Source organism: Palleronia sediminis (assembly GCF_004358695.1).
Classification (GTDB): Bacteria; Pseudomonadota; Alphaproteobacteria; order Rhodobacterales; family Rhodobacteraceae; genus Palleronia; species Palleronia sediminis.
This window is the reverse complement of sequence record NZ_SNAA01000006.1, coordinates 112977-135080: the sequence shown is the minus strand read 5'-3', so window position 1 is coordinate 135080 and position 22104 is coordinate 112977. Positions and strand designations below refer to the sequence as shown.

Here is a 22104-nt window from a genome sequence, read left to right as displayed (position 1 = left end):
CCATAGCAATCCCCTTCAGACCCAACTAGCCATCAGTATTGGGAAACGAAATCTATGACACTTCTGCAGAACCGCACCGCCCTTATTACGGGCGCCGCACGAGGCATCGGCCGAGCGGTGGCCAAGGCTTTTTCCGAGGCGGGCGCCCGCCTCATCCTTGCCGATCTCGAAGCACCGGATACGGACGGCTTTCATGCAGCCCGTGCGATTGCTCTGGACGTTACCGACGGGGCCGCAACTACCAACGTCTTCAGCGAACTGGAGCGTGACGGTTGGTTGCCCGATATCGTCGTGCCGAACGCCGGGATTCTTCATCTCGCCGACATCACGAACATGGAGGAAGCGCAGTTTACCGCCATAATCGACGTCAATCTGCATGGCGCCTTCCTCACCGCCCGCGAAGCGGCGCGGTGTCTTCCCGCGGGCAGCGTGATCATTTTCACCTCGTCGCTATTTGGTGTTCAAGCAAGCGCGGAGAACGCGGCGTACTCTGCAAGTAAGTTTGGGGTTACAGGCCTGATGCAAGCAATGGCCGCCGATCTCGCGCTGCGTGGTATACGCGTCAATGCCGTGGCACCGGGACAGATACAGACCGAGATGATCGAGAAGCTCGTCGCCGCGCGTCGCGCCGAAGGAAAATCGGATCCACGCGACCGCCTTATCACGCGCATCCCCATGGGCCGGTTGGGGCAACCCGAAGAGGTCGCGGGCGCGTTTGTATGGCTTGCTTCTGATCTGGCCACATACGTAACCGGACAGACTATCGTCGTCGATGGCGGGTGGCAGGTTGGGTGAGCGCTTACACGGCCGGTCGCCGAAGGGTCACCACCGGATCGAACTAGCGCCGCATTGCCCTTGCCGCAGATTGACGTTCATCGCGGTGCTGCGCCACGCGCAAATCGACGAACCCTTCGTGTTCGGTGGCCCCATGAACGACGAGGCGTTCAGTGCTCGTGTCACGCATCGTGTGCAGCCAGCATAGTCAAGCGAATGCAGCATATACCGAATTATCAGGATACACCTCAATATAACTTCACAGTTCTCCAGAACGGGCAAAGCATTACCGTATCCGCATGACGCAGGCCCTTCCGTTCTCGGCGCGCCGAACGGCCCGCGGCGATTCCTGCGGCAACTCCGACGGCGTGCAACACGACCGTCGCCAGCACGAAGCCCGCGCCGAACCTGAGCGCGCCCGCTCCGCCCAGCTCGGTGCCGTGGGCAAAGCCGTGGAACAGTGCAAAGACGCCCACGATTGCCGCGCAGACCCGCAGATCGAGGCGGATCGCAAAGGCGATGGCGAGCCCGAGCACGACCGTCGAGGCGAGGATCATCGGCTCGACCACCGGCAGCGCGGCGCCGCCGAGTGCCAGCGCGAACCCCGCGACCATCACGACGACAAAGGCCGCCGGAACCGCCCAGACGGCGCGCCCGCCGAGCAGACCGGCCCAGAGGCCGACCGCGACCATGGCGAGCAGGTGGTCGAGCCCGAAAAGCGGATGGGTAAAGCCCGCGGCGAAAGAGCCGTAGCTGCCTGCCGGCACATGGGCCAGCCCCGGCGTCGCGGTAAGGCCAAGGAAGAGGACGGGGAGCAGTCGCTTCATCGGGAGAATCCTTTCCGAAAGGGGGAGGCGGGGGAAAGCCCGGTCAGTCATGCGGGTGGTGATGCGGATGCGAATGACCATGCGCGTGGGTGTGATCGTCTTTGGGGCCGTGATGATGCGGGGCCATCGGACCCGGATCTATGGGGGTATGACTGCCATTGGCCCAGGATCCATGTATCGCGCGGACCCAGTCGCAAAGCGCCGCAACCGTTTCGGGGCGGTGACGCGAGAGGGCGAGCACCGGGGCGCCGTGTCGCGCCGCCTCGGCATCGGCCACCATCCGGTCGACATCCACATCGACATGGGGGCCGAGGTCGATCTTGTTGATGACGAGCAGATCGGCGCGCGCGATGCCGGGCCCGCCCTTGCGCGCCACGTCGCCGCCGCCCGCCACGTCGAGCACGAAAAGCTGCGCGTCGACCAGCGCGGGCGAGAAGGTGGCGGTGAGGTTGTCGCCGCCACTCTCGACGAGCACAATGTCGAGCGGCGCGAAATCGCGCTCCATGTCCTCGACGGCCATCAGGTTCATGGTCACGTCGTCGCGGATCGCCGTGTGCGGGCAGGCGCCGGTCTCGACGGCGCGGATGCGCTCTTCGGGCAGGACGCCCGCGGATTTGAGGAAACGCGTGTCTTCGTCGGTATAGATGTCGTTGGTGACGACGCCGAGCGCAAATTCGTCGCGCAACTGTCGGCAGATCGTGGCGATCACCGAGCTCTTGCCCGTGCCCACGGGGCCGGCGACGCCGAGGCGCAGGGCGCGGTGGCTCTTGGTCTCGTCGGTCATGATCCGTCCTTTCCGTTATGTCGGGCGATCCATGGGCCGCCCAGGATGTCGAGGCCCCGCACCAGCAGGCGGCGCAGGGCGAGGCTGTCGGCCGCGACCGCTCCGATCGCTATCGCGGGGCCGGCAAGCGGCGTGAGCGCGGCCCCCCGGTCGTAGGGGTCTGCGGGCGGTGCGCCCCGTTCCCATGCCGGATCGACCGCGATGATGGATCCGACCGCACCGGCATCGCCCAGCACCGCCGCCCCGTCGGCACCGGCGGCCGAGGGGCCGAAGCGAAGGCGCTGATCGTAGAGGGCGGCGCCGCCGCGCGTGATGCGCAGGCGCGAGGCGAAATTGCCCGGCACCTCGCCATGGCGGCCGAGGATCGCCTCTTCGCGCAGGATCATGCGTGCATCGGGCGCGATCTCGATACGGATGTCGTGGGTATGGTCGCAGCGATGCGCGGCGATGATCGGCTCGGGCCACCAGACGAACGTGGCCCCGTCATCCACGCGGATGTCGAGCGACATGCGCGACCGGCCACCGCCCGCCCCCGGCAGGACCAGCATCGCCGCCACGTCCTGCAACACCAGCGTGCTGCCGGCGCCGACATGGATCGACAGCGCGTAATCGTCGCCGCCAAGGGGACCGGCAGTGCCCGCGGCAAGCGAGACGCGGGCGGCATCGGTGCGGCGATGGGTAAGCGGCTCGGCCCCCTTGGGATGCGATGGGCGCAGGACCAGCGGCCCGTCGGAGCGCAGGCGACTGACGCGGCTGCGCCGGCCATCCGGCCCGAGTTCCGACGCGAGCACGGCCCGCGCGACCATGTGGTTCGCATGGGGCGCGGGCTCAGGAGGCGAAGAGACGAACATCGGCCCTCCGGTGATGCTCGGCCGCGATATCGGCGAGCGGCGATCCCGGCGCGGGCAGGTCGGCCGACGGCCCCTGGGCCGCCCGCGCAGCCTCGCCCGCCAGCCGGTCGAGCCGCGTGGCCATGCGCGCGAGAATGGCATGCACGTCGAACGGATCGACGCGCAATACCTTGGCCGCCGCGGCCGCCGCGTCCGCATTCGTCTCGTGCAGGATGGCCAGCGCCATGTCGCGCGGTGAAAGGTCCAGCGACGCGGCGGCGACGCCCATCACCACCGGTTGGTGCGGCGCAGCCCCGAGCGCGTCGTAATGGGGATGGGGATGCACGGCGGACATGGCGCGGCGCAACTGCCGCCCGAGTTCGCGCGAGATGCGGCGCAGCTCGGACGAGGGGATGCGGGCGTCGAGCTCGGCCTCGAGCGCGGGGATCTCGAACAGCTCGCCCCGCCTCGACCGTTCGCAGGCCGCGGCCGAGAACGCCGCGGCGATCAGCCCCGCCGTTTCCTCGCGCCCCACGAGGAACCGCTCGAGGTCGGACATGTCGGTAACGCGCCCGGCCGTGACCGCCGGCTCCAACCCGCCGGAATGGGCATATCCCCCCGCCGGGAGCCGTCCGTCCGAGAGCAGCAGGAGCGCCGCCGATCCCCCTGCCCCGTCCACGATCAGAACAGGAAGTATCGCTGTGCCATCGGCACTTCGCGGGCGGGTTCGTGATCGGCCACCTCGCCGTCGATCCTGACCTGGTAGGTGTCGGGATCGACCTCGATACGCGGGAGGGCGGTGTTTTCGGGCATGTCCTCCTTGCCCCGTCCGCGCGTGTTCTCGATGGCGACGAAGCGCCGGCGCGTGGCGATCCGGTCGGGCAGACCGTCATCCAGCGCCGCCTGCGACACGAAGGCGAGGCTGGTGGCCCCGGAGGCAGGGGAATGCACGTTGAACCCCGTCCGCTCCATCACCGGCTGCGGCGTCGGGATCGAGGCGTTCGGATCGCCAAGTGCCGCCGTCGCAACCATGCCGCCGGTGAAAACCGTATGCGGGCGGATGCCGAACAGGGCCGGCTGCCACATCACGATATCGGCCTTCTTGCCGACCGCGATGGAGCCGATCTCGCGCTCCATCCCATGCGCGACGGCCGGACATATCGTGTATTTCGCCACGTAGCGCCGCGCGCGCATATTGTCGGCGCGGTCGTCGCCGGGGGCCGATCCGCGCAGTTTCTTCATCTGGTGCGCCGTTTGCCAGTTGCGCATCACCGTCTCGCCGATGCGTCCCATCGCCTGCGCGTCCGACGACATGATCGAAATCGCGCCCATGTCCTGCAGGATGTCCTCGGCCGCGATGGTGCCGGCGCGCACGCGGCTTTCGGCGAAGGCCAGATCGTTGGGCACCTGCGGGTTCAGGTGATGGGCAACCATGACCATGTCGAGATGCTCGGCCACGGTGTTCCTGGTGAAGGGCCGCGTCGGGTTGGTCGAGGCGGGCAGAACGTTGCGCTCGCCCGCGATCGAGATGATGTCGGGCGCGTGCCCGCCGCCCGCGCCCTCGGTATGGAAGGCGTGGAAGGTCCGGCCATCGACCGCCTTGAGCAGATCCTCGACGAACCCCGCCTCGTTCAGCGTGTCCGAATGGATCGCCACCTGCACGCCCGACTCCTCGGCCACCGACAGGCAGGCGTCGATGGCGGCGGGGGTCGCGCCTCAGTCCTCGTGGACCTTGAAACCGCCGACGCCGCCGCGCAACTGCTCCCACATCGCCTCTTTCGACATGGTGTTGCCGCGCCCGAGGAAAAGCACGTTGACCGGCCAGGGGTCGAAACCTTCGAGCATCCGCTCCATCCACCACGAACCGGGCGTGGCCAGCGTGGCCTTCGAGCCCTCGGTCGGGCCGGTGCCGCCGCCGGTGACGGTGGTTACGCCCGAGGCGAGCGCCAGTTGCAGCATTTGCGGCCCGACGAAATGCACATGCGTATCGACCGCACCGGCGGTTGCGATCAGCCCGTTGCCCGCCATGATCTCGGTCGAGGGGCCGATGACCAGCGCCGGGTCGATCCCGTCCATCGTGTCGGGATTGCCCGATTTGCCGATACCCACGATGCGCCCGTCACGGATGCCGATATCGGCCTTGATGATGCCCCAGTGATCCAGAATGACCGCGCCGGTGATGACCAGGTCCGGCGTGCCCTGGGCACGCGTATGCGACGACTGGCCCATCGACTCGCGGATCGACTTGCCGCCGCCGAAGACGGATTCGTCACCGCCGCCCGAACGGTCCTCCTCGACCTCGATGGTCAGGCAGGTATCGGCAAGACGAATGCGGTCGCCCTTGGTCGGCCCGTAGGACGCGACATATTCGCGGCGGTCAATTCGCTGCATCGAGCTCTCCCCGGCATTCCCCGCGCAGTCCGAGCACCACGCGCCGCCCCATGATCGGGACCAGATCGACCTCGAGCACCGCGCCCGGCTCGAACCGTTCGGCCCCGCCGGAAAGCACCGCGAGGCGCTTGCCCCAGGCGGCGGCGCGGTCGAATTCGAGCGCCGGGTTCACCTCGGCGAAATGATAATGCGAACCGACCTGAATGGGGCGGTCCGACGTGTTGGCCACGCGGATCGTCGTGACCTCCATCCCCTCGTTGATGACGACATCGCCCTCGCCATAGAGGATTTCACCGGGCACCAGCGGATCCGACGTTTCGTCGAGCGGCGCCTCGGACGCGCGCCGCGCCGCCTGGCGGGCCCCGGTGCCGGGGCGTCGCGGCTCGCTCGGGTCGCTGATGCCCGAAGAGCGGGTCTGCTCGGGGGCCTCGGAACTGGTGCGATCGTAGTCGCGCCCCGGATCGTCCGTCGGATGCCGCGGCGTTCCGGCCGTTTCTCCGCGCCCGGCATTGTCCGCGGCGAATTGCGCAAAGGGATTGAGCCTGTCGGTCATCGGATCGGATCCGTCACGGTGACGAGCTTGGTGCCGTCGGGAAAGGTCGCCTCGACCTGGATCCGGGCGATCATCTCGGGCACGCCCTCCATCACGTCGTCGCGGGTCAGCACGTTCCGGCCCGACTTCATCAGGTCGGTGACGGTCTCGCCGTCGCGCGCCCCCTCGAGGAGGTAAGAGGTCAGCAGTGCCGTTGCCTCGGGCAGGTTCAGCTTGAGCCCCCGCGCCCGCCGCTCCAGCGCGAGCTTGCCGGCGGTGTAGACCATGAGCCGCTCCTGCTCGTGCATGCTCAGCAGCATCGGCACCTCCTGTCGGTCAGAAACCCGGTCGCTTGGATCACGGTGACGGAAGAATCGGGCACTGACACCGATTTATTACCTGGCATTCGCTCCCGGCGCCGGAATGCCCAAAGGCCTTGCAACGATGCGGTCCGGGCGGCGAGCCCCCGCGCTCCACCGGTCCGCCGCGGCGGAGTGGGCGCGATACCGCCGACCGGGCATCCGTGCCGGAACCCCGCGCAAAAGGGGCCGTTGGCCCGGTTGACCCACCGCGATGATCGGCGCGCCACCGCGCCGGGGAGTTCTGGGCATGTCGACGACCGCCACCACCTCGCCCGGCGCGAGGCAGACCTTCTCGTGGTTCGTCTTCGGCCTGATGTCGAGCGTGACCTTCGTGGGCATCCTGTCGGAGCTGGTGCCCTCGGGCATCCTGCCGCAGATGGCCGCGAGCCTCGGCATCGACGAGGGCGACGTGGGCTTTTTGGTGGCGTCTACGCGCTGGCATCGGCGGTCTTTGCCATCCCGCTGGTCAGCGCGACGCTGGCCCTCAACCGCAAGCTGCTGCTGCAACTGCTGCTCGCGGGGTTTGCGGTTTCCAACATTGTGGTCGCCTTTGCGAACTCCTATTCGCTCATCGTTGCCAGCCGTATTCTCGGCGGCATCTGCGCGGGCGTGATGTGGCCGATGATCGCCGCCTACGGCACGCGGCTGGTGCCCGAGAACATGCATGGCCGCGCCATCACCGTCATCATGGCGGGCAACACGCTGGGCATCAGCATCGGCCTGCCGGTGATGACCACGATCGGCGTCACCTTCGGCTGGCGGACGTCTTTCGTCGTGCTTGGCCTTATCGTGGTGGCGATCGGCGTGCTGGTGCAGTTCTTCCTGCCGTCGGTCGACGGCGAACGGATGAGCAAGACCAACTCGCCGCTGGCCATCATCCGAATGCCCACGATCCTGATCGTGCTCCTGCTGACCTTTCTGTCGGTCGTCGCGCATTACGGCATCTATACCTACATCACGCTGCTGGTGGCGCGGCTCGACCTGCCCGGCGGCATCGGGCTTGCGCTGCTGATCTTCGGCATCGGCTCGGTGATCTCGGTGGTGCTGTCGGCGCGCTATATCGACGCCTACCTGCGGCCCCTCATCGTCACGGCGCTGGCGGCGGGCGGAGGGGCGATGGCGCTGTTCCTCGCCTTTCCGAACAGCACGACGATCTCGGTCGCGGGCTTCCTGCTTTGGGGCCTCGCCTTCGGGCCGCTGGTGACGATGTACCAGACCGCCGTCAGCCGGCAGATCGACGAGGCCAAGGACGTGGCCACCTCGGTGCAATCGAGCGTGTTCAACCTGTCCATCATGGTCGGCACCTGGATCGGCGGGATGCTGCTCGACGGGCTGCTGGGGTCGTCGAACGTCTCGGGCGTGGTCTGGCTGTCGCTCGGCTGCTTCGTGCTCGCCACCATCGTCGCCTTCCTGTCGAGACGGACGTTGCGGTCGGCCTAAACCGCACGCGTCTCGCCCCCCCTTTCCGCCTTTCAAAGGAGACCTCCCATGAAGAAGTTCACCAATGCCCGGATCTATGGCCGTCACGAAGAGACCTGCGAGATCCTTGTCGAGAACGGCGTCTTCAAGGAGATCGGCACGAACCTTGCCGACGCCGACGAGACCATCGACCTGAAGGGACGGCTCTTGGTGCCGCCCTACGTCGATCCGCACCTGCATCTCGACTACGTCTACACCGGCAGCGGGCCGGGGGCGGCCAACGAGAGCGGCACGCTCTTCGAGGGCATCGCCCGCTGGCACGACGTCAAGAAGACCCAGACCAAGGAGGACGCCCGCGAACGCGCCCTCAGTGGCATCCGCGAGGAGGTCTCTAGGGGCGTGCAGTTCATCCGCACCCATATCGACGTGTGCGACCCCGACCTGACCGGGCTCAAGGCCATGCTGGAGCTGCGCGAGGAGCTGGCCGACAAGATCACCATCCAGATCGTCGCGTTCCCGCAGGAGGGGATGTACGCCTATGAGGGCGGCGACGAGATGGTCGAGGAGGCGCTGAAGATGGGCGCCGACTGCGTGGGCTCCATCCCGCATTTCGAATGGGCCTACGAGATCGGCGAGCGCTCGGTCCACCGCACCGTCGAGCTTGCGATGAAGTACGACAAGCTGATCGACGTGCATTGCGACGAGACCGACGACCCGCAGAGCCGGCATGTGCAGCTTCTCAACGCGCTCGCGATGAAGGAGGGGATCGGATCGCGCACCACCGCGAGCCACACCTGCTCGTTCGGCTCGGCCGACGACGCCTACGCCTTCCGCATGATGGGCCTGTTCCAGAAATCGGGGATGAACTTCATCTCGCTGCCCACCGAGAACGCCTACCTCCAGGGCCGTCAGGACAGCTACCCCAAGCGCCGCGGCCTCACCCGCGTCAAGGAGTTCTGGGAAAGCGGAATCAACGTCTGCTTCGGGCAGGACTCGATCAACGACCCGTGGTATCCGGTGGGCAACGGCAACCTGATGAACATTCTCGACAACGGCATCCACCTTGCCCAGACCATGTCGATGGATCAGTTGAGCCGCTGCCTTGACCTAATCACGGTCAACGGTGCCAAGACGATGAACGTCGAGGACAATTACGGAATCGAGACTGGCAAGCCTGCCAACTTCCTCGTGCTCGATGCCGAGGCGCCTTTCGACGCGGTGCGTCAGCGCGCGGACGTGCTCGCCTCGATCCGGGGCGGCGACTACCTCTTCAAGCGGCCCGAGCCGGGTTTCGAGATCCCGCTTGACCTGCCGTGACGGCGGGGCATCGCGATCAGCATATCGGTAGAGGAAAAGGTAACACATGAGAAACCATGTCGTCATCGTGACAGGGGGCGCCGCCGGGATCGGCGGCGCCATCACGACGGAGCTCGCCAGCCGCGGCGCCCATGTGCTTGCGGTCGACCTGGACGCCGAGGCGGGGCAAGCCATCGCGGCCACGGATCCCGACCGGATCGCCTTCATGGAGGGCGACATCTCGAAAGAGGATGTGGCGCGCGAGGCCGTGAAGATGGCGGTGGACCGGTTCGGCAAGCTGACCGGACTCGTCAACAACGCGCATGCGTCGCGGCAAAAGCCGCTGCTCGACCATACGGCCGAGGATTGGGCACTGTCTTTCGACACCGGGTTCCGCGGCACGCTGAACTTCATGAAGGCGGCGCATCCCGAGCTGCTCAAGACCAAAGGCGCCATTGTCAATTTCGGCTCGGGTGCGGCGCTGAACGGGCAGCCGAACCAGGCCGCCTATGCCGCCGCCAAGGAGGCGATCCGGGGCCTGAGCCGCGTGGCCGCCAACGAATGGGCCGAGGACGGAATCCGCGTCAACATCGTCTGCCCGCTCGCCCTGACCGAAGGGGTCGTCAAGTGGAAAGAGGACCATCCCGACCAGTATGACGAGGTCGCCGCCAAGGTTCCCCTCGGCCGGCTGGGCGACCCGCAAAAGGACGTCGCGCCCGTTGTCGCGTTCCTGCTGGGCGACGACAGCCGCTACATGACCGGCCAGACCGTCATGGCCGATGGCGGCGGCACGATGCTGCGGTGAGCGGCGCGCCGAGGGCGCGATCATGCCCCCGGCCGGATCAGATCCGGTGCGTGGCGAGGCGGTCGTAATAGGGCATCGCGGCCTCGGCGAGATCGGCGAGCGGCCCGGTCAGCTCGGGCAGCGGCCCCTCGGCCGCGGCAAAGCCGGTCGAGCGGTGGACGGCATTGTACCAATGCGGCGCCCACGGCCCGTCGAATGCGCGCGCCCCCGGTGCCCACGCGGTCATCGTCTCGCGAAACGGCAGGCCCAGCGCCGCGCATAGCCGTCGCAGCATCGCGGGCGGGTCGGCGCGGATATCGGCCGAATCGATCACAACGCCGCCGAACCGGTCGAACAGCTCGACCTGCCGGGCAAAGCCCAGGTCGTCCAGCGTCGGGCGTTCGCGCTTGGCCGCATAGCTCGCGACGACACGGGCCGGATGACGGATCAGGTAAAGATGGGTCATCCCCTCGGCCCAGCCCAGCGGTGCGCCGTCGATCATGTGATGGGCCATCAGCTTGAGATAGAGATGCGGCGCCTCGTCCCCGCCGATCCCGTCGGCCACCGCGCCGAAATCGGACCCTTGCGCGGCGATGGTCTCGGCACGCATCGGATGGTCGAGCCCCGTCGCCGCCAGGTAGGGCCCGTAAAAGGGTTCGTCCCGCACGGCGCAATCGCCCCGCGCGGCAAAGGCGTACATCATCGCAGTCGACAGGTTGCGCGGCCCCGACCAGGCGGCGATCCTCACGCGGTGTCCTTTTTCACGAGCGCGGCATAGAGATCGCGCAGACGGGTCGTGACGGGGCCGAGCTCGCCCGAGCCGATGCGGCGGCCGTCGATCTCGGCCACCGGGGTCTGCGCGCCGAAAGTCCCGGTCATGAAAGCTTCGTCGGCGCCATAGGCGTCGACCAGCGAAAAGTTGCGCTCGAACACCGGGATGCCCTCGGCCCGGCACAGGTCGATGACCTTCTGCCGGGTGATCCCGTTCATGCAGTAATCGCCGGTCGAGGTCCAAACCTCGCCCCGCCGCACGATGAAGAAGTTGCACGAGTTGGTCGTGCTGACGAACCCGTGCAGGTCCAGCATCAACGCCTCGTCCGCCCCGGCCTTGTCGGCGGCGATGGCGGCGAGGATGCAGTTCAGCTTGGAATGGGAGTTCAGCTTGGGATCCTGCGTCATCGGCAGCCCGCGCAGATGCGGCACCGTCGCCAGCCGCTTGGGCGCCCCGGCGACGGGGACCGAATGTTCGGCGATGATGACGACGGTCGGCCCCTGCCGCGACAGGGCCGGATGCTGGAACGGGCGCGATTTGGGGCCGCGCGTCACCATCAGCCGGGCATGGGCGTCGCCCGTCATACCGTTGGCCTGCGCGGTCTGGTCGAGCGCCTCGGCCACCTCGGCCGGGGTCATCCCGATATCGAGGTCGATGGCCTTGGCGGCCTCGAACAGGCGGGCGAGATGTTCGTCGCGGAACGCCCAGCGCCCGTTATAGAGCCGCAGCCCCTCCCAGACGCCATCGCCGAGCATGAAGCCGGAATCGTAGACGCTGACCACGGCCGCGTCGCGATGTTTCAGTTGGCCGTTCACCCAGATGCGGATGTCGGCGTTGCGCGGGTCCTCGAGGGCGTCATGCGTGGTCATGCGGCAGGAATTGTCCAAAGCAGCGCCGGGTGCAAGCCGCCCGCGCCGCGCGGGTCACGGTCGCGTCACTCACGCCGAGGTGACTTGGACAGGGCGGCCCCGCGCCTCACATTCCGCAGGCAAAAGGAGATGAACCATGCTGAAAACCACGCTTCTCACGACGGCCCTGGCGCTGTCGGCCTGGCCTGCGCTGGCCGCGCAACAGACCGCCTACCTGTCGGGCGGCTGCTTCTGGTGCGTCGAGGCCGATTTCGAGGGGGTCGAGGGCGTCGGCGACGTGATCTCGGGCTTCATGGGGGGCACGACCCCGAACCCCTCCTACGGCGATTCCGGCGACCATATCGAAGCTGCCAAGGTGCCTTTCGACGACGAGGTCATCAGCTATCGCGAGATCTACGACCTGTTCCTGCGCTCGATCGACCCGCTCGATGCGGGCGGGCAGTTCTGCGATCGCGGGCTCGAATACACGACGGCGATCTATACCGAAACGCCCGAGCAGCGGCAGGCAGCCGAGCAGGCCGTGGCCGAGGCCGAGCGCGCCCTCGGCCGCGACATCGTGACCCCGGTGCGCGACACGACCGAGTTCTACCCGGTCGGCGAATATCACCAGGACTATTACAAGAGCGAGGATCGCATCGCCTTTTCGTCGGTGGGAATCGGCGTGCCGAAATCGGTCGCCTACAAGCGATACCGCGAAGGCTGCGGACGCGACCGCCGCGTGCGCGAGGTCTGGGGCGACGCGGCGCCTTTCGCAAAGTGAAGAACGCACCGCCCGGTCGCTTTCGGCCGGGCGGATGTCGCGTGCGGATCGCCGGCGGCTCGAGTTTGACTTGTTTCGCGACGCGTCTCTGGTATATCTAATACCATCGGACAGGGCTCCCGACGGGAACACGGTTTCGGCAACACCTGAGTGCCGACATAAGACCGGTTCCACACCAGTTCATCATATTGCCGCAGGTCATGCGGGGGCATCAGTCTTGCCCCGTTCGCCGTGGACATGATGCCGTGACATTCGCCAGGGAGGCCCGAGCATGTTCGACACGATCCCAGACCGCCCGCGCAAGCGCAAATCCGGCCTGCCCAAGGGGCGGCAGCTCGACGATGCCGCGCTGGCCGATGTGCAACGGCTGTTGGGCGACAGGCCTCGCAACCGCGACCTGCTGATCGAGTTCCTGCATCTCGTCCAGGACGAGTTCCGCTGCCTCTCGGACGCCCATATCCGCGCGCTGGCCGAGGAAATGCGCCTGTCGCAGGTGGAAATCTACGAGGTCGCGTCGTTCTACGATCATTTCGACGTGGTGAAACAGGGCGATTCGGTGCCGCCCGCGCTGACCATCCGGGTCTGCGATTCGGTATCGTGCATGATCGCGGGCGCCGAAACCCTGATCGCCGAGCTCGAGGCCGGCGCCGACCCTGAACGCATCCGCGTCCTGCGCGCCCCCTGCATGGGCGGCTGCGACGTCGCCCCGGCGGCGCGCATCGGCGACCGCGAGGTCGGTCATGCGACGGCCGAGGGGCTGCTCGCGATGGCGGCTTCGGGCGACACGGGGGTGCGGCGTCCCGACTACAAGACGCTCGACGCCTATCGCGCCGAAGGCGGCTATACCATGTGGGATCGGGTGAAGTCCGGCGAGCTGACCCATCAGGAGGTTCTGGACCGGCTCGGATCGGCCTCGCTGCGCGGGCTCGGCGGCGCGGGCTTTCCGACCGGCAAGAAATGGGGCTTCGTGCGGGCCTACCCGGCGCCCCGGCTGATGACCATCAATGGCGACGAGGGCGAGCCCGGCACCTTCAAGGACCGCTATCACCTCGAACGCGACCCCCACCCGATGTTCGAGGGCGCGTTGATCGGCGCGCATGTCGTCGGCGCCGAGCGGTGCTATGTCTACATGCGCGACGAATACCCGGCCGTCCTGCAGATCCTGCGCGACGAGATCGCCGCGCTCGAGGCGGCGGGCATCTCCGAGCCGGGCTTTTTCGAACTTCGCCGCGGCGCCGGGGCCTATATCTGCGGCGAGGAAAGCGCGATGATCGAATCGATCGAGGGCAAGCGCGGCCTGCCGCGCCATCGCCCGCCCTTCATCGCCGAGGTCGGCCTGTTCGGCCGCCCCACCCTCAACAACAATGTCGAAACGCTCTACTGGGTGCCCAAGGTGCTGGAAAAGGGGCCGGAATGGTTCGCCTCCCAGGGGCGCGAGGGCCATCCGGGGATGCGGTCGTGGTCGGTCTCTGGCCGGGTCAGGAACCCCGGCGTGAAACTCGCCCCCGCGGGTGTGACCATCCGCGAACTGATCGAGGATCATTGTGGCGGCATGGCCGAGGGGCACAGCTTCAAGGCCTATCTGCCCGGCGGCGCCTCGGGCGGCATCCTGCCGGCAAGCGAGGCGGACGTGCCGCTCGATTTCGGCGGGCGGCTGGCCGAGCTCGGCAGCTTTGTCGGATCGCATGCCATCGTCGTGTTCTCGGACAAGGACAACATGCGCGACGTGGCGCTGAACCTGCTGGATTTCTTTACCCATGAAAGCTGCGGCCAGTGCACGCCCTGCCGCAGCGGCACCGAAAAGCTGGGCAAGCTGTTGCGCACGCAAGGCCCCCTCGACGAAGAGGCGATCCGCGATATCGAGCAGGTGATGCGCGATGCCAGCATCTGCGGCCTCGGCCAGGCGGCGCCCAACCCGGTGAACCACCTGCTGACCCATTTCCGGGAGGACCTGAAATGAGCCCGTCCAACAAGACCACCCGCCTGCCCGACAACGCCAAGGGGCGCAGCGCCGCGCTCGACGGGGGCCGCGCGGCCGGCGGCCATGCCGACCGGCTCGAGACCGACGTGAAACCCGTCACCTTCCAACTCGACGGGCGCGAGGTGACCGCGATGCCCGGCGACACGATCTGGGCCGTGGCCAAGCGCGAGGGCACGCGCATTCCGCATCTGTGCCACCTCGACAAGCCCGGCTACCGCGCCGATGGCAACTGCCGCGCCTGCATGGTCGAGGTCGAGGGCGAGCGCGTGCTCGCCGCCTCGTGCCGTCGCCCCGTGGCCGAGGGCATGGTCGTGCATACCGCCACCCAGCGCGCGAAGAAGGCGCAGGAGATGGTTTTCGAGATGCTGGCCGCCGACATGCCGGCCCCGCAGGAAGGCCCCGACCCGCAATCGCCCTTCTGGACCTGGGCGGCCGATTTCGGAATCGCCGGCTCGGACCGGCTGCCATCCAAGTTCGACGGGCTGGACCGCGATGCCGCCAACGATGCGACGCCGGGGATCCACGACGTGACCAACCCCGCGATCGCCGTCAATCTCGACGCCTGCATCGCCTGCAACCTGTGCGTCCGCGCCTGCCGCGAGGTGCAGGTGAACGACGTTCTCGGCATGGCCGAGCGCGGGCACCACGCGATCCCCGTCTTCGATATCCATGACCCGATGGGCCACTCGACCTGCGTGACCTGCGGCGAATGCGTTCAGGCCTGCCCCACCGGCGCGCTGTTCGAAAAGACGCTGATGGATGCCGATGCACGCACCCGCACCGTGACCGAGTTCGACCGCGTCACCGACTCGGTCTGCCCGTTCTGCGGCGTCGGGTGCCAGACCAAGGTCTATACCAAGGACAACAAGATCGTCCTGGTCGACGGGCGCGACGGCCCGGCGAACGAGAACCGGCTCTGCGTCAAGGGGCGGTTCGGATACGATTACGCCATGTCCAAGGAACGGCTGACCAAGCCGCTGATCCGCCGCGAAGACGCGCCCAAGCGCGGCGATGCCGACATGCGGTTCATGGACCCGCTCGATATCTTCCGCGAAGCGACGTGGGAAGAGGCGATGGAGCGCGCGGCGGGCGGGCTCGTCTCGATCCGCGACACCCATGGCGGCGGGGCGCTGGCGGGCTTCGGCTCGGCCAAGGGCTCGAACGAAGAGGCCTACCTGTTCCAGAAGTTCATCCGCCAGGGCTTCGGCACGAACAATGTCGACCACTGCACCCGGCTCTGCCATGCCTCCTCGGTCGCGGCCCTTCTCGAAGGGGTCGGATCGGGCGCGGTGTCTGCGCCGTTCATGGACGCGCTGCAATCGGATTGCGTCATCGTGATCGGGGCCCGCCCGGCGACCAACCACCCCGTCGCGGCCACCTATCTGAAACAGGCGGCCAAGCGCGGCACCAAGCTGATCGTCATGGACCCCCGCGGCCAGGATCTGATGCGTCATGCAAGCCATCCGCTGCGGTTCAAGGCGGGCACCGATGTCGCGCTGCTGAACGCGATGCTGCACGTCATCATCGAGGAAAAGCTCTATGATGCGCAGTATATCCAGGCCAATGTCGACGGGTTCGAGGCGCTCAAGGCCAAGGTCGCCGATTTCCCACCCGAATCCATGGCCGAGGTTTGCGGCATCGAGGCCGAGACGATCCGCGACGTCGCGCGCACCTATGCGACGGCCGAACGCTCGATCATCTTCTGGGGGATGGGCGTCAGCCAGCACACGCACGGCACCGACAATTCGCGGTGCCTGATCGCGCTGGCGCTGATCACCGGGCATGTCGGACGGCCCGGTACGGGGCTGCACCCGCTGCGCGGCCAGAACAACGTGCAGGGCGCATCCGATGCGGGTCTGATCCCGATGATGTATCCCGATTACCGCCCCGTCGAGACGCCCGACATCCGCGCCGAGATGGAGGATTTCTGGGGCCGCCCGCTCGACCCGAAAAAGGGCCTGACGGTGGTCGAGATCATCGACGCCATCCACGAGGGCGAGATCCGCGGCATGTATATCATGGGCGAGAACCCGGCCATGTCGGACCCCGACCAGATCCACGCCCGTGCCGCGCTGGCCAAGCTCGAACACCTCGTGGTGCAGGATATTTTCCTTACGGAAACGGCGTGGCATGCCGATGTGGTCCTGCCGGCCTCGGCCCATGCCGAAAAGCTGGGGACCTATTCCAACACCAACCGCCAGGTCCAGATTGGGCGACCCGCGCTCGACATGCCCGGCGAGGCCCGACAGGACTGGGAGTTGATCGTCGAGTTGGCGAACCGCTCGGGGCTCGACTGGTCCTATGACGGGGTGGCGGATGTCTACGAGGAAATGCGGCAGGTCATGCCGTCGCTCGACTACATCCCGTGGGAGCGGCTCGAGGCCAGCGAAAGCGTCACCTACCCCTCGAAACCCGATGGCGAGGAACAGTGGGTCGTGTTCGACGACCGTTTCCCCACGGCGGACGGACGGGGACGGATCGTTCCGGCCGACCTGCGCGCCCCCGACGAGGTGCCGGATGACGAGTTCCCGATGATCCTGACGACCGGTCGCCTGCTGGAGCATTGGCACACGGGCGCCATGACGCGCCGGGCCGAGGTGCTCGACGCGATCGAGCCCGAGGGCATCGCGGCCATGAACCCGCGAGAGATCGCGCGGCAGGGCCTGAAAGAAGGCTCGACCGTCTCGGTCGAGACGCGGCGCGGCACGATCGAGGCGGTGCTCAGGGCAGATCGCGAGGTCGCGGATGGCATGATCTTCGTGCCGTTCTGCTTCAACGAAAGCCCGGCGAACCGGCTGACGAACCCGATGCTCGACCCTTACGGCAAGATCCCCGAGTTCAAGTTCTGCGCCGCCCGGATCTCGGCCGCGTCCATGCGCGAGGCGGCCGAATAGCGGCAACTTTCGGCGCGGGAGGTCAGCCGCCCCCCGCGCCGCGCCGGTTTCAGGGTCGCAGCAGGATCTTGCCGCGATGCCCGCCGGATTCCATCTCGCGATGGGCGTCGGCGGCTTGGGCCAGCGGATAAGTTGCATGGGTGGTCGCCCGCAGGCGCCCATCGGCGAACATCGGCCAGACCTTTTCCCGCAGATCGGCCGCGATGGCCGCCTTGAAGGCGTCGGGACGGCTGCGCAGGGTCGAGCCGGTATAGGTCAGCCGTTTGAGCATGACCGGCATCAGGTCGATCTCGACCCGTGAGCCCTTGTTGAAGGCAAGCTGCACCATCCGCGCGTCTGCCTTTGCCGCCTTGATGTTGCGCGCGATGTAGTCGCCCCCGATGATATCGAGGATCAGGTCGGCCCCGCCCGCCTCGCGGGCGATGGCGACGAAATCCTCGTCACGATAATCGATGGCCCGCTCGGCGCCGAGCCCGGTGACGAAATCGGCATCGTCGGCGGCGCAGGTGGCCAGCACGCGCATCCCCATCGCCGCCCCGAGCTGGATCGCCGTCGCCCCAATCCCCCCGGCCCCGCCATGCACGAGGAACGTCCCGCCGCTGCGGTCCTGCTTGTGGAAACAGTTGCTCCACACGGTAAAGAAGGTCTCGCACAGGCCCGCGGCATCGACCGTGTCGACCCCCTCGGGGATCGGCAGGCAGTGCCGCGCATCGACGGCCACGAACCCCGCATAGCCGCCGCCATTGGTCAGCGCGCACACCATGTCGCCCGGCTCATGGCCCTGGACATCCGATCCGACGGCCACGATCTTGCCCGACACCTCGAGCCCCAGCAGGTCCGACGCGCCCTTGGGCGGCGGGTAGAGCCCCTTGCGCTGCATCATGTCGGGGCCGTTCACCCCGGCGGCCGCGATGCGGATCAGCACCTCGTGGGCGGCCGGCTGCGGCACGGGGCGTTCGCCGGGCGTCAGCGCCTCGGGGCCGCCGGGGCTGGCGATCTCGATGGTGGGCATGGTGTCGGGGATCGTGTCGGGCATGGCCTGTCCTTCGGTTCGTCGGTTGCAACAAGGTCTCGCGCCCCCGCCACGATGGCAAGCGGGGCGCGCAGATGGAAAGGGGCGGGGCATTCGCCGATGCCCCGCCCCCGCTCCGTTCCGTTCCGCGGCCTGTTCAGCCCAGCAGGTCGACCAGCGTTTCGCCCAGCTTGGCCGGGGAGGGCGAGACGCGGATGCCCGCGCGCTCCATCGCGTCGATCTTGTCCTCGGCGCCGCCCTTGCCGCCCGAGATCACCGCGCCGGCATGGCCCATCGTCCGCCCCGGAGGCGCGGTGCGCCCCGCGATGAACCCGACGACGGGTTTCTTGCGGCCCTTTTTCGCCTCGTCGATCAGGAATTGCGCGGCATCCTCTTCGGCCGATCCGCCGATCTCGCCGATCATGATGATGCTTTCCGTGGCATCGTCGGCGAGGAACATCTCGAGCACGTCGATGAACTCGGTCCCCTTGACCGGGTCGCCGCCGATCCCGACCGCCGTCGTCTGGCCGAGCCCGGCTTGGCTAGTCTGGAACACCGCCTCGTAGGTCAACGTGCCCGAGCGCGACAGGATACCGACGCTGCCCTTCTTGAAGATCGAGCCCGGCATGATCCCGATCTTGCATTCTTCGGGCGTCAGCACGCCGGGGCAGTTCGGCCCCAGCAGGCGCGATTTCGACCGCGACAGCTTGTCCTTGACGCGCACCATGTCCAGCACGGGCACACCCTCGGTGATGGCGACGATCAGCTCGATCTCGGCGTCGATGGCTTCCTCGATAGCGGCCGCGCAGCCGCCGGGCGGGACGTAGATGACGCTGGCATTGGCGCCGGTGGCCTCTTTCGCGTCGCCAACGGTGGCATAGATCGGCAGTGTCTCGCCGTTCGATCCGGTCCAGTTCTGCCCGCCCTTCTTGGGGTGGGTGCCCGCGACCATCTGCGTGCCGTGATAGGCCAGCGCCTGCTCGGTGTGAAAGCTGCCGGTCTTGCCGGTCAGGCCCTGCACGATGACCTTGGTGTTCTTGTCGATCATGATTGACATGGGATCAGCCTTTCACCGCCTTGACGATCTTCTGGGCGGCGTCGTCGAGATCGTCGGCCGCCACCACATCGAGCCCGCTTTCGTTGAGGATCGCCTTGCCCTCGTCGACCTTGGTGCCCTCGAGCCGGACGACGAGCGGAACCTTAAGCCCGACCTCCTTGACGGCGGCCACGACACCCTCGGCGATCACGTCGCAGCGCATGATGCCGCCGAAGATGTTGACGAGGATGCCTTTCACGGCGGGATCGGCGGTGATGATCTTGAAGGCGGCCGTCACCTTTTCCTTGCTGGCGCCGCCGCCCACGTCGAGAAAGTTCGCGGGTTCGGCACCGTAGAGCTTGATGATGTCCATGGTCGCCATGGCCAGCCCGGCGCCGTTCACCATGCAGCCGATATCGCCGTCGAGCGCGACATAGGCCAGATCGTGCTTGGAGGCCTCGATCTCCTTCTCGTCTTCCTCGGTGAGGTCGCGATACTTTTGCAGACCTTCCTGGCGGAAGCTCGCGTTGTCGTCGAAGGACACCTTGGCGTCGAGCACCCGCAGCGCACCGTCCTTGAGAACGACCAGCGGGTTGATCTCGAGCAGGCTCATGTCGGTTTCGGTGAAGGCGCGGTAAAGCGCGGGGAACAGGTCCTCGGCCTGGCTGGCCGCCTGCCCCTCAAGCTCGAACGCCTGAACGAGCGCTTGCACCGTTTCGGCGGTCACGCCCTGCGACGGCTCGACGTCGATCGTGTGGATCTTGTCGGGCGTTTCCTCGGCGACGGTCTCGATGTCCATGCCGCCCTCGGTCGAGGCGACGAACGACACCTTGCCCGTCTCGCGATTGACCAGGACCGAGCAATAGAGCTCGCGCGCGATATCGGCGCCATCCTCGATATAGAGGCGGTTGACCTGCTTGCCCGCGGGGCCGGTCTGCTTGGTGACGAGGGTGTTGCCCAGCATCTCGTCGACATTGGCGCGGGCTTCCTCGGGCGAGAACGACACCCGGACGCCGCCCTTGGCGTCGTCGCCCAGCTCCTTGAACCGCCCCTTGCCGCGCCCGCCGGCGTGGATCTGCGATTTCACCACCCAGACAGGGCCCGGCAAGCTCGCGATGGCCGAGTCCGCCTCGTCGGCCGAGGTGATCGCCACCCCCTTGGCGACCGGCGCGCCGAACGAGGCCAGGACTTCCTTGGCCTGATATTCATGAATGTTCATCTGTCGTGTCGTCCCCCAGTAGCCATGCGTTTTTCGTCATTTTATCCGTGGAAGGATCTTCTTGAAGGCCGGTGTGCCGGCCCGGCCGAGCCATTCGAACACCACCATCTCGCTCGTCACTATCCCCGCGCCGGCGGCGCTGAGCCGATGAAGGCAGGCAGCTTCGCTCTCGGCAGTGCGCGACGCGGTCGCGTCCGAGGCCACGAACACCTCGTAGCCCTGTTCGAGCAGGCTGGCGGCGGTCTGGACGACGCAGATATGCGCCTCCATCCCGGCGAGCACGATCTGGCGGCGGTCCAGCGCCTTGATGGCGGCGGCGAAATCGCCGTCTTCCATGCAGGAGAAATGGACCTTTTCGAAGACCGGATAGCCCTCGGCCGCAGCGGCGAGTTCCTTGACCGTGCGGCCGAGACCGGCGGGATATTGTTCGGTAAGCAGGACCGGCACATCCATTTCGCGGGCGGCCTCGACCAGCAGGGCGGCGTTTCGCAGGGTTCGCGCCGGCGCCAGCATCGCGGGAACGAGCCGCTCCTGCATGTCGATGACGACAAGCGCCGAATCACGGGCCCTGATCAACACTGCGGAATCCTTTCGGAGCGGGCTTGCCTTTAAGCTTTTTGGTATACCACATACCAAAACCGGTCAAGCATGGCGGTCCTCGACCGTTGTATTTCACGGAAAACCGGATGCCGCCAAGGTGCATCGGATAGATTGACGCATGATCCAGCAGGTGTATGGTATACCACATAACAGATACGGCGACGCAGATTCGACGCCGCGATCTCGGGACTCGCAACAGGGGGAGGCAGGCCAGATGACGATCAGCGGCAAGCTCGCCCCGATCTCGACCAGCTTCACCCTCAAGGATCATACCTATGGCGTCCTGCGCGCCGCGATCCTCGACATGAACATATATGACGACGCGACCGACCTGCGCCTCGACGAGCGCAGCATCGCCATGCAGCTCGGCATATCGCGGACGCCGATCCGCGAGGCGCTGGTGCGGCTGGCGCAGGAGGGGCTGGTCGAGATCGTCCCGCGCAAGGGCGCGTTCGTAAAGCGCAAGTCACTCGACGAGATCCTCGAGATGATCGTGACCTGGGCCGCGCTCGAATGCATGGCGGCCCGCCTTGCGGCGGAACGGGCGACGCCCGCCGATCTGCGCGCGCTGCGCAAGTCGGCCATGGCCCATAGCGACGAGGCGCGGCGCGGCGATTACGAGGCCTACGGTCGTGCGAACATCGCGTTCCACCAGCACATTCTGGACCTGTCGGGGTGCAGCCTGCTGCGCACCACGGCGGACGGGCTGTTCGCCCACATGCTTGCCGTGCGCCGCCGTGCCCTGACCGAGGCCGACCGCGCCATCCGTTCGGTCGGCGACCACCTCGAGATCATCGACGCGCTCGAATCCCGCGACCCCGATCTTTCGGCGCGGCTGGTGCGCGAACACACGATGAAGCTGCACAGCCATATCGCCGAGACATGGCCGCGCCTCGAACAGGCGCCGCAGGAAAGGGAGGGGTCCGGCTGACCCCCCTGGGTCGCGGGCCGATTGCATCATC

20 protein-coding genes and 1 pseudogene are annotated in these 22104 nt (G+C 67.1%); 8 read left to right on the top strand and 13 right to left on the bottom strand.

Annotated features, from left to right (window positions below):
- The first annotated feature begins 54 nt into the window (after nucleotides 1-54).
- Nucleotides 55-795, top strand: coding sequence for an SDR family NAD(P)-dependent oxidoreductase (locus tag E2L08_RS07535; RefSeq protein WP_133396456.1), 741 nt, complete (start codon nucleotides 55-57; stop codon nucleotides 793-795).
- A gap of 227 nt (nucleotides 796-1022) precedes the next feature.
- On the opposite strand, the gene E2L08_RS07530 is transcribed toward E2L08_RS07535, so the two are convergent.
- The 7 genes and pseudogenes from E2L08_RS07530 to E2L08_RS07500 all read right to left on the bottom strand — a co-directional run bounded on the left by E2L08_RS07530 (nucleotide 1023) and on the right by E2L08_RS07500 (nucleotide 6458).
- A complete protein-coding gene (locus E2L08_RS07530; RefSeq protein WP_133396455.1) occupies nucleotides 1023-1601 on the bottom strand; it encodes a HupE/UreJ family protein in 579 nt (192 codons plus the stop codon).
- Between the two features lie 43 nt (nucleotides 1602-1644).
- A complete protein-coding gene (gene ureG, locus E2L08_RS07525; RefSeq protein WP_133396454.1) occupies nucleotides 1645-2385 on the bottom strand; it encodes an urease accessory protein UreG in 741 nt (246 codons plus the stop codon).
- Nucleotides 2382-3236 carry an urease accessory protein UreD gene (locus tag E2L08_RS07520; protein ID WP_133396453.1) on the bottom strand — a complete coding sequence of 285 codons (855 nt, stop codon included), beginning with the start codon at nucleotides 3234-3236 and terminating at the stop codon, nucleotides 2382-2384. Before E2L08_RS07520 ends, ureG begins: the two co-directional genes overlap by 4 nt.
- Entirely contained in the window at nucleotides 3214-3894 is a 681-nt protein-coding gene (locus E2L08_RS07515; protein ID WP_240758151.1) for an urease accessory protein UreF, read from the bottom strand. Before E2L08_RS07515 ends, E2L08_RS07520 begins: the two co-directional genes overlap by 23 nt.
- A gap of 2 nt (nucleotides 3895-3896) precedes the next feature.
- A pseudogene (locus tag E2L08_RS07510) lies at nucleotides 3897-5606 on the bottom strand (urease subunit alpha).
- Complete coding sequence (locus E2L08_RS17130) at nucleotides 5593-5910, bottom strand: urease subunit beta (RefSeq protein WP_206076989.1); 318 nt, start codon at nucleotides 5908-5910, stop codon at nucleotides 5593-5595. The pseudogene E2L08_RS07510 and the gene E2L08_RS17130 overlap by 14 nt, the downstream one beginning before the upstream one ends.
- Nucleotides 5911-6155: 245 nt before the next feature.
- Nucleotides 6156-6458 (bottom strand): urease subunit gamma, encoded by a 303-nt coding sequence (locus E2L08_RS07500; RefSeq protein ID WP_133396450.1) that lies wholly within the window; start codon nucleotides 6456-6458, stop codon nucleotides 6156-6158.
- A gap of 240 nt (nucleotides 6459-6698) precedes the next feature.
- Between E2L08_RS07500 and E2L08_RS07495 the strand changes: the two genes are divergently transcribed.
- The 3 genes from E2L08_RS07495 to E2L08_RS07485 are packed head-to-tail and all read left to right on the top strand — an operon-like array spanning nucleotide 6699 to nucleotide 10020.
- The gene (locus tag E2L08_RS07495) at nucleotides 6699-7940 is read left to right on the top strand and encodes an MFS transporter (protein ID WP_206076984.1); all 1242 of its coding nucleotides are present in this window, start codon (nucleotides 6699-6701) and stop codon (nucleotides 7938-7940) included.
- Between the two features lie 48 nt (nucleotides 7941-7988).
- Nucleotides 7989-9236: a cytosine deaminase gene (gene codA, locus E2L08_RS07490; RefSeq protein ID WP_133396449.1), complete on the top strand. Its 1248-nt coding sequence runs from the start codon at nucleotides 7989-7991 to the stop codon at nucleotides 9234-9236.
- A gap of 46 nt (nucleotides 9237-9282) precedes the next feature.
- On the top strand, nucleotides 9283-10020 hold the full coding sequence (locus E2L08_RS07485) for an SDR family NAD(P)-dependent oxidoreductase (protein WP_133396448.1): 738 nt from the start codon (nucleotides 9283-9285) through the stop codon (nucleotides 10018-10020).
- A gap of 37 nt (nucleotides 10021-10057) precedes the next feature.
- Here the strand turns inward: E2L08_RS07485 and E2L08_RS07480 are convergent, their stop codons facing one another.
- Nucleotides 10058-10747 carry a sulfotransferase-like domain-containing protein gene (locus E2L08_RS07480; RefSeq protein ID WP_133396447.1) on the bottom strand — a complete coding sequence of 230 codons (690 nt, stop codon included), beginning with the start codon at nucleotides 10745-10747 and terminating at the stop codon, nucleotides 10058-10060.
- The gene (locus E2L08_RS07475) at nucleotides 10744-11640 is read right to left on the bottom strand and encodes an aminotransferase class IV (protein ID WP_133396446.1); all 897 of its coding nucleotides are present in this window, start codon (nucleotides 11638-11640) and stop codon (nucleotides 10744-10746) included. The genes E2L08_RS07480 and E2L08_RS07475 overlap by 4 nt, the downstream gene beginning before the upstream one ends.
- Before the next feature lie 136 nt (nucleotides 11641-11776).
- Between E2L08_RS07475 and msrA the strand changes: the two genes are divergently transcribed.
- The 3 genes from msrA to fdhF all read left to right on the top strand — a co-directional run bounded on the left by msrA (nucleotide 11777) and on the right by fdhF (nucleotide 17275).
- Nucleotides 11777-12400, top strand: coding sequence for a peptide-methionine (S)-S-oxide reductase MsrA (msrA, locus tag E2L08_RS07470; RefSeq protein WP_133396445.1), 624 nt, complete (start codon nucleotides 11777-11779; stop codon nucleotides 12398-12400).
- Between the two features lie 271 nt (nucleotides 12401-12671).
- Entirely contained in the window at nucleotides 12672-14360 is a 1689-nt protein-coding gene (locus E2L08_RS07465) for an NAD(P)H-dependent oxidoreductase subunit E (protein WP_133396444.1), read from the top strand.
- A complete protein-coding gene (gene fdhF / locus E2L08_RS07460; RefSeq protein WP_133396443.1) occupies nucleotides 14357-17275 on the top strand; it encodes a formate dehydrogenase subunit alpha in 2919 nt (972 codons plus the stop codon). Before E2L08_RS07465 ends, fdhF begins: the two co-directional genes overlap by 4 nt.
- 49 nt (nucleotides 17276-17324) lie before the next feature.
- Here fdhF and E2L08_RS07455 read toward each other — a convergent pair whose 3' ends face one another.
- The 4 genes from E2L08_RS07455 to E2L08_RS07440 form a co-directional block, all read right to left on the bottom strand.
- Nucleotides 17325-18311: an NAD(P)H-quinone oxidoreductase gene (locus E2L08_RS07455; protein ID WP_133396442.1), complete on the bottom strand. Its 987-nt coding sequence runs from the start codon at nucleotides 18309-18311 to the stop codon at nucleotides 17325-17327.
- 133 nt (nucleotides 18312-18444) lie between these two features.
- The gene (sucD, locus tag E2L08_RS07450; RefSeq protein ID WP_133396441.1) at nucleotides 18445-19344 is read right to left on the bottom strand and encodes a succinate--CoA ligase subunit alpha; all 900 of its coding nucleotides are present in this window, start codon (nucleotides 19342-19344) and stop codon (nucleotides 18445-18447) included.
- Nucleotides 19345-19348: 4 nt separating this feature from the next.
- Nucleotides 19349-20542: an ADP-forming succinate--CoA ligase subunit beta gene (gene sucC, locus E2L08_RS07445; protein WP_133396440.1), complete on the bottom strand. Its 1194-nt coding sequence runs from the start codon at nucleotides 20540-20542 to the stop codon at nucleotides 19349-19351.
- A gap of 36 nt (nucleotides 20543-20578) precedes the next feature.
- On the bottom strand, nucleotides 20579-21121 hold the full coding sequence (locus E2L08_RS07440) for a hydrolase (protein ID WP_133396439.1): 543 nt from the start codon (nucleotides 21119-21121) through the stop codon (nucleotides 20579-20581).
- Between the two features lie 235 nt (nucleotides 21122-21356).
- On the opposite strand from E2L08_RS07440, the gene E2L08_RS07435 reads away from it, so the two are divergent.
- On the top strand, nucleotides 21357-22073 hold the full coding sequence (locus E2L08_RS07435) for a GntR family transcriptional regulator (RefSeq protein ID WP_133396438.1): 717 nt from the start codon (nucleotides 21357-21359) through the stop codon (nucleotides 22071-22073).
- Nucleotides 22074-22104 lie beyond the last annotated feature (31 nt).

What these genes read in the sequence shown, in the direction of transcription:
- E2L08_RS07500 (WP_133396450.1), bottom strand. Translation starts at nt 6,458, where the DNA reads ATGCTGCTGAGCATGCACGAGCAGGAGCGGCTCATGGTCTACACCGCC.
- E2L08_RS07465 (WP_133396444.1), top strand. Translation starts at nt 12,672, where the DNA reads ATGTTCGACACGATCCCAGACCGCCCGCGCAAGCGCAAATCCGGCCTG.
- E2L08_RS07455 (WP_133396442.1), bottom strand. Translation starts at nt 18,311, where the DNA reads ATGCCCGACACGATCCCCGACACCATGCCCACCATCGAGATCGCCAGC.
- ureG (WP_133396454.1), bottom strand. Translation starts at nt 2,385, where the DNA reads ATGACCGACGAGACCAAGAGCCACCGCGCCCTGCGCCTCGGCGTCGCC.
- msrA (WP_133396445.1), top strand. Translation starts at nt 11,777, where the DNA reads ATGCTGAAAACCACGCTTCTCACGACGGCCCTGGCGCTGTCGGCCTGG.
- codA (WP_133396449.1), top strand. Translation starts at nt 7,989, where the DNA reads ATGAAGAAGTTCACCAATGCCCGGATCTATGGCCGTCACGAAGAGACC.
- fdhF (WP_133396443.1), top strand. Translation starts at nt 14,357, where the DNA reads ATGAGCCCGTCCAACAAGACCACCCGCCTGCCCGACAACGCCAAGGGG.
- sucD (WP_133396441.1), bottom strand. Translation starts at nt 19,344, where the DNA reads ATGTCAATCATGATCGACAAGAACACCAAGGTCATCGTGCAGGGCCTG.
- E2L08_RS07435 (WP_133396438.1), top strand. Translation starts at nt 21,357, where the DNA reads ATGACGATCAGCGGCAAGCTCGCCCCGATCTCGACCAGCTTCACCCTC.
- E2L08_RS07535 (WP_133396456.1), top strand. Translation starts at nt 55, where the DNA reads ATGACACTTCTGCAGAACCGCACCGCCCTTATTACGGGCGCCGCACGA.
- E2L08_RS07520 (WP_133396453.1), bottom strand. Translation starts at nt 3,236, where the DNA reads ATGTTCGTCTCTTCGCCTCCTGAGCCCGCGCCCCATGCGAACCACATG.
- E2L08_RS07475 (WP_133396446.1), bottom strand. Translation starts at nt 11,640, where the DNA reads ATGACCACGCATGACGCCCTCGAGGACCCGCGCAACGCCGACATCCGC.
- E2L08_RS07530 (WP_133396455.1), bottom strand. Translation starts at nt 1,601, where the DNA reads ATGAAGCGACTGCTCCCCGTCCTCTTCCTTGGCCTTACCGCGACGCCG.
- sucC (WP_133396440.1), bottom strand. Translation starts at nt 20,542, where the DNA reads ATGAACATTCATGAATATCAGGCCAAGGAAGTCCTGGCCTCGTTCGGC.
- E2L08_RS07485 (WP_133396448.1), top strand. Translation starts at nt 9,283, where the DNA reads ATGAGAAACCATGTCGTCATCGTGACAGGGGGCGCCGCCGGGATCGGC.